The sequence below is a fragment of the Vibrio marinisediminis genome (assembly GCF_014050145.1).
GTDB lineage: Bacteria > Pseudomonadota > Gammaproteobacteria > Enterobacterales > Vibrionaceae > Vibrio > Vibrio marinisediminis.
In genome coordinates this window covers 566,077-572,272 of sequence record NZ_JACFYF010000002.1, presented here as the reverse complement: position 1 = coordinate 572,272, position 6,196 = coordinate 566,077, and the positions used below count along the sequence as shown (strand labels likewise).

General features: G+C 45.0%; 6 protein-coding genes. 1 reads left to right on the top strand and 5 read right to left on the bottom strand.

What is annotated here, in order from left to right; translation table 11 throughout:
* Positions 1 to 346 precede the first annotated feature (346 nt).
* The 5 genes from ychF to lolB form a co-directional block, all read right to left on the bottom strand.
* Positions 347 to 1,438: a redox-regulated ATPase YchF gene (gene ychF, locus H2O73_RS06770; protein ID WP_182107845.1), complete on the bottom strand. Its 1,092-nt coding sequence runs from the start codon at positions 1,436 to 1,438 to the stop codon at positions 347 to 349.
* A 10-nt stretch (positions 1,439 to 1,448) separates the two neighbouring features.
* The gene (gene pth / locus H2O73_RS06765) at positions 1,449 to 2,039 is read right to left on the bottom strand and encodes an aminoacyl-tRNA hydrolase (protein WP_182107843.1); all 591 of its coding nucleotides are present in this window, start codon (positions 2,037 to 2,039) and stop codon (positions 1,449 to 1,451) included.
* A 156-nt stretch (positions 2,040 to 2,195) separates the two neighbouring features.
* Positions 2,196 to 3,140 carry a ribose-phosphate pyrophosphokinase gene (locus tag H2O73_RS06760; protein ID WP_182107841.1) on the bottom strand — a complete coding sequence of 315 codons (945 nt, stop codon included), beginning with the start codon at positions 3,138 to 3,140 and terminating at the stop codon, positions 2,196 to 2,198.
* Positions 3,141 to 3,169: 29 nt separating this feature from the next.
* Positions 3,170 to 4,042, bottom strand: coding sequence for a 4-(cytidine 5'-diphospho)-2-C-methyl-D-erythritol kinase (ispE, locus tag H2O73_RS06755; protein ID WP_182107899.1), 873 nt, complete (start codon positions 4,040 to 4,042; stop codon positions 3,170 to 3,172).
* Positions 4,042 to 4,659, bottom strand: coding sequence for a lipoprotein insertase outer membrane protein LolB (gene lolB, locus H2O73_RS06750; RefSeq protein WP_182107839.1), 618 nt, complete (start codon positions 4,657 to 4,659; stop codon positions 4,042 to 4,044). Before lolB ends, ispE begins: the two co-directional genes overlap by 1 nt.
* Before the next feature lie 277 nt (positions 4,660 to 4,936).
* Here lolB and hemA point away from each other — a divergent pair, with 277 nt between their 5' ends.
* Positions 4,937 to 6,196 (top strand): glutamyl-tRNA reductase, encoded by a 1,260-nt coding sequence (hemA, locus tag H2O73_RS06745; protein WP_182107838.1) that lies wholly within the window; start codon positions 4,937 to 4,939, stop codon positions 6,194 to 6,196.

Genomic DNA, 6,196 nt, shown 5'->3' with positions numbered 1-6,196 from the left:
GGATTTGAACCTGTGACCCCATCATTATGAGTGATGTGCTCTAACCAGCTGAGCTAAGTAGCCATTACCATGTTTTTTGTTCCTTTTCGATTTGTTGCTGTCTCGTTGGGAACGGGGCGCATTATGCGGAGTTGAGGCTAAACCGTCAATAGTTTTTTCGCAGAAATTTGGAGAAATGAATCGTTCGGTTTCTTTTTAAACAAAGAGGCGTGTTAATGATCTAAAACTGGTAACAAAATGACTGCGCGATAATGAATTAAATGGTTGCGATACTGCAGTTATAAAAAAAGCCCGCATATCTGCAGGCTTTTAAACTCAACAACTTGCACAAAAAATGCGCAGTTAATTATACGTTGAAGCGGAAGTGAACCACATCGCCATCTTTTACGATGTATTCTTTACCTTCAAGACGCCATTTACCGGCATCTTTCGCGCCGCTTTCACCGTTGTATTGGATGAAGTCATCGTAGCCAACAACTTCAGCACGGATAAAGCCTTTTTCAAAGTCAGTGTGGATCTTACCCGCTGCTTTTGGTGCAGTTGCACCAACAGGAATTGTCCAAGCACGAACTTCTTTAACGCCAGCTGTGAAGTAAGTGTGAAGTTCTAGCAGCTCGTATCCTGCGCGGATCACGCGGTTTAGACCTGGTTCTTCAATACCCATGTCCGCTAGGAACTCTTCGCGCTCGTCATCTTCTAGTTCAGCCATTTCTGACTCAATAGCAGCACAAACAGCAACAACCACGTTGTTCTCTTTTGCTGCGTATTCGCAAACTGCATCTAGATATGGGTTGTTTTCAAAACCATCTTCATTAACGTTAGCAATATACATTGTTGGCTTTAACGTTAGGAAGTTCAGGTAATCGATCGCCAGTAACTCTTCTTTAGAAAGCGTAACAGTACGAGCCATACCACCTTCAGTTAATACTGGTAGTAGTTTTTCTAGTACGGTGATTTCAAACTTAGCGTCTTTATCGCCGCCTTTTGCTTTCTTAGCATTGCGGAAAATAGCACGCTCACAAGAATCTAGATCAGCCAGTGCAAGCTCTAGGTTGATGACTTCGATATCTTCGATAGGTGATACTTTACCAGCAACGTGAATGATGTTTTCATTTTCAAAACAACGAACAACGTGACCAATCGCATCAGTTTCGCGGATGTTAGCTAGGAATTTGTTACCTAAACCTTCACCTTTTGATGCACCAGCAACTAGACCTGCGATGTCTACGAATTCCATCGTAGTCGGCAGTACTCGCTGAGGGTTCACAATTTTTGCCAACGCATCTAGACGTAGATCTGGCACAGGAACCACACCAGTGTTTGGTTCAATAGTACAGAACGGGAAGTTTGCAGCTTCGATACCCGCTTTAGTTAATGCATTGAACAGAGTTGATTTACCAACGTTTGGAAGACCAACGATGCCACATTTAAAACCCATGATTGTAACCTTATTCAGCTTTGAACGTGTGTAAGCGATTTTGTGCTTTGCTTAGACCATCTTTAATCAAGATGTCGAGACAACGAACAGCTTCATCTGCCGCCGCGTCTAATAGCTCTTGCTCTTTAGCAGGAGCTTTGCCGAGTACAAAACCAGCCACTTTATCTTTGTGTCCCGGATGACCAATGCCAATCCGAAGACGATAAAACTCTTTGTTGTTGCCTAATTTGCTAATGGTGTCACGTAAACCATTGTGACCACCATGCCCGCCGCCTTTTTTAAATTTAGCGACACCAGGAGGTAAGTCTAGCTCGTCATGAGCGACCATGATTTCTTCTGGTTTAATTTGGTAGAACTTAGCCAGCGGAGCAATTGCTTTGCCAGATAGGTTCATAAAAGTGGTAGGGATCAATAGGCGAAGATCCTCACCATTTACCATGATACGTCCAGTAAGACCAAAGAACTTAGGCTCATTCTTTAGCGTAACGTTATGAACGCGTGCTAACTCCTCCACAACCCAAGCGCCCGCATTATGGCGAGTCTTAGCGTATTCAGGGCCAGGATTAGCTAGTCCGACAAGAAGTTTGATCTGTTGAGTCAAGGTTGGGATCTCTCTGGAATATCAAAAAGCGCAGTATGATAGCACACAAATCCTGCCTCGGGCGAGGTGTGGATATTGGCGGTAATTTTGCACAACGATAGCAATAAAAAAACACCCCTAAAAGGGGTGTTTTCAATTCGGTCTAATCGCGAGGGATTAGTTGAACATTGCAGAGATTGACTCTTCGTTGCTAATGCGACGAATAGCTTCAGCTAGCATGCGAGATAGGCTTAGTGTGGTCACTTTACCTGTCGCGTCCATCTCTTTAGACATAGTGATTGAGTCAGTCACGATCACTTGGTCTAGAACTGAGTTTCCGATGTTTTCAGCAGCATTACCAGAGAATACAGCGTGAGTAGCGTAAGCGAATACTCGCTTAGCACCGCGCTCTTTAAGCGCTTCTGCTGCTTTACATAGGGTGCCACCTGTATCGATCATGTCATCAACGATCACGCAGTCGCGACCTTCAACGTCACCGATAAGGTTCATTACTTCAGATACGTTCGCACGTGGACGACGTTTATCAACGATAGCGATATCGATGTCGCCAAGCGCTTTTGCTGTTGCACGAGCACGTACAACGCCACCTAGGTCAGGAGAAACCACTACTGGGTTTTCTAGACCACGCGATTGCATGTCTTCAAGAAGTACTGGTGTACCGAAGATGTTATCTACAGGTACATCGAAGAAGCCTTGAATTTGCTCTGCGTGTAGATCGATCGTTAGAACGCGGTCAACGCCAACGTTAGACAGGAAATCCGCTACTACTTTCGCAGTGATAGGTACGCGAGAAGAACGTACACGACGGTCTTGGCGAGCGTAACCAAAGTAAGGGATTACAGCTGTAATACGGCCCGCAGAAGCGCGGCGCATTGCATCAATCATCACGACAAGTTCCATTAGGTTGTCGTTAGTTGGTGCACAAGTAGATTGGATGATGAATACATCGCTACCACGTACGTTTTCGTTAATTTGAACAGCGACTTCGCCGTCAGAGAAACGAGAAACAGTGGCGTCACCAAGTGAGATGTAAAGACGATCAGCAATACGTTGGGCTAGTTCAGGTGTTGCGTTACCAGCAAATAGCTTCATATCAGGCACGGTGGAAACCTCAGGTTTGCGTCCAGTTTTTAAATAGATGAGTTGTGGGCTAAACGGTATTTAGCCAGTGTCTGGTATAAGGGCGAAACGTTATTACCTTTAGCCACAAATGCCGACACATTGTCAGATAATTGCTCGAACACGCTTTGTGCATCGTTTTTGCTCAAAAATTCAGCAAAAACACACGATCCAGTGCCCGTCAGTCTCGACGGCGCGTATTGTAGCAGCCATGAAAGTTGCTTATCAACCTCTGGGTACAGCATTCGGACAATTTTTTCGCAATCGTTTTCGTAATCACCCTCAAGAAGTAGGGATAACGGGCGTTTCGGCGTGTTTCTGGTTAAGTCGGGATGAGTAAAAATATCGACCGTTGCGATGCTGACATTGGGTCTAACCACCAAGTACCATTTTTCTTCCGGTTCAACGTGGATTATTTCTTCGCCAACCCCTTCCGCAAATGCCGCATGACCTCGAACAAAAACAGGCACATCAGCGCCTAATTGAAGACCGATTTCAGCTAATTGGTCGTCATTGCATTTGGTTTGCCATAGGTGATTGAGTGCAACAAGTACGGTCGCTGCATTGGAAGAACCGCCACCAATGCCACCACCCATAGGTAAAATCTTGTTAAGTTGGATATCAGCACCATGCTGACAACCTGTAAATTGCTGTAGAGCCTTTGCTGCGCGCCAGATTAGATTGTCTTCAAGTGCAACACCCGGGATATCGGGTGAGAGGGTGATCATCCCGCTGTCATTGGCGGTAATGGTTAAGTCGTCATTATGGTCTAAGAACTGAAACAGCGTTTGCAGTTCATGGTAGCCATTCTCACGACGACCAGTAATGTAAAGGAATAGATTAAGTTTTGCTGGTGAAGGCCAGTGTGTGGTTTCACGAATCATTACTTCAAAGTCCACTTAGAGATCACCAAATTAATGGTGGTGTCGTTTTGTTTTAGTTTGAGCTTGTGCGGTACAGGAAGGTCTGAACCTAAAAATGGCACATCTTGATAACTTGAATAGATTAGTTTCCAAGTTTGGCCATTAATTTTTTTGGTTAACGATGCCAATGTCTGCGTCTCGTTGACACTGAACTCATCAGCATTGGTTGGTTTGCCGAGCAGCCAATCGTTGAGTTGCTCTACCGGGATGTTTAAGCCCGTGAGATCGGCAATTAAACGGTCGGCACTGGTATCGGTATAAGTCTCATTATTATAAGTCTCAACCTTTGCACCAGATGAATCTATGTTGAGGTTTAGTACCGTTTGTCCGAGGAACGTGGTTAAGCGTAACTCTTGAGCTTTTGGCGTATTTTGCCAATAGAAAGTAAGCGATTCACGCTGTTTGGGTGCAATGTAGCCCAACTTACCAGCGGCTTTGTAATTGCGGATAAGCTCTAGTCTTTGTTGGTGCGCTTGCCATTCCACGTTGGTATAACTGTCTTGGACAGAGCTACACCCTGTGACCAGTGCAATCAAAAAAAGCAGCAAAAAGCGTTTTGGTGAAAGTCGCAAAGACATAGCGGACTCATTTCCTTGTTCAACTGAATTTAGGTTGGTAACTATACCATTGAAAAGTGTTGTTACTCTTGTTTCGAAAAGGAAATTACGGACTTTGCAGTCTGATTCAAGCTATGTGGTTGAGAAATAGGGTACAATCGGTTTTTTATACCCTCAATATTGACGATTAAATAGTGTAGAGTGAAAACAGTTGGGCGATCCCCTTTTATTCATCGGGGGCATCAAGTAAAATTCCGTCCCTGTTTGTACACCACCTGATTCAGAGAACCCACAGTACATGTCATTGCTTGCTATCGGTATCAATCATAATACGGCTTCTGTAGAACTACGCGAAAAAGTCGCGTTTGGGCCGGACAAATTACCGCAAGCTTTACAACAACTATCTGAAAGCCCTCATGTTAGTGGTGGTGTCATCGTCTCAACTTGCAACCGTACCGAGATTTATTGTGACGTCAAACCTTCGTGTAAAAACAAGGTCATTGATTGGCTCGCACAGTTCCATCAAGTCAGCGCTGAAGAACTAAAACCCAGTATTTATGTTCATGAAGAGCAAGCCGCCATTCGACATTTAATGCGTGTTGCTTGTGGTTTGGACTCATTGGTGCTGGGTGAACCGCAGATTCTTGGGCAGGTAAAACAAGCTTTTTCTGACTCACGCGCGGGTCTTTCTGTTAATGCGGCAATGGAAAAATGGTTTCAAAAAACGTTTTCTGTTGCTAAACGTGTTCGTACAGAAACCGATATAGGTGGCAATGCTGTTTCTGTCGCGTATGCGGCGTGTACGCTTGCTAAACATATTTTTGAGTCGTTACAAGAGTCGACCGTACTGTTAGTCGGTGCGGGTGAAACGATTGAGTTGGTGGCAAAACATTTAGCTGCCAACGGCTGCACTAAAATGATTGTGGCTAACCGAACCAAAGAGCGCGCGCAATTATTAGCTGAGCAGTTTGGTGCGGAAGTGATCAGCTTACCTGAGATCCCTGAGCATTTGGCAAGAGCGGATATTGTGATCAGTTCTACCGCAAGTCCATTGCCTATTATTGGTAAAGGCATGGTGGAAACTGCGCTGAAAAGTCGCCGTTATCAGCCGATGCTGCTGGTGGATATTGCCGTCCCTCGTGATATTGAATCACAGGTCGGTGAAATTAATGACGCTTACTTATACTCGGTGGATGACTTACAGTCGATCATTGATAGCAACATAGAGCAGCGCAAAGTTGAAGCGATTCAAGCCGAAGCGATTGTCAGCGAAGAAAGTGCTGCATTCATGACTTGGCTACGCTCACTGCAAGGTGTCGATACGATTCGTGAGTTCCGTCAGAACGCGAACGACATCAGAGAAGATCTGCTCGGTAAAAGTATTCAAGCGCTCGCCGCTGGGGGCGACCCAGAAAAAGTGTTGCTTGAGTTGAGCAATAAACTCACCAACAAACTCATTCATGCCCCAACCCGTGCTTTACAAAGTGCGGCGGAGCAAGGCGAGCCAGCAAAGCTTGCCATTATTAGACAAAGTTTAGGTCTTGAAGACCCGTTATAA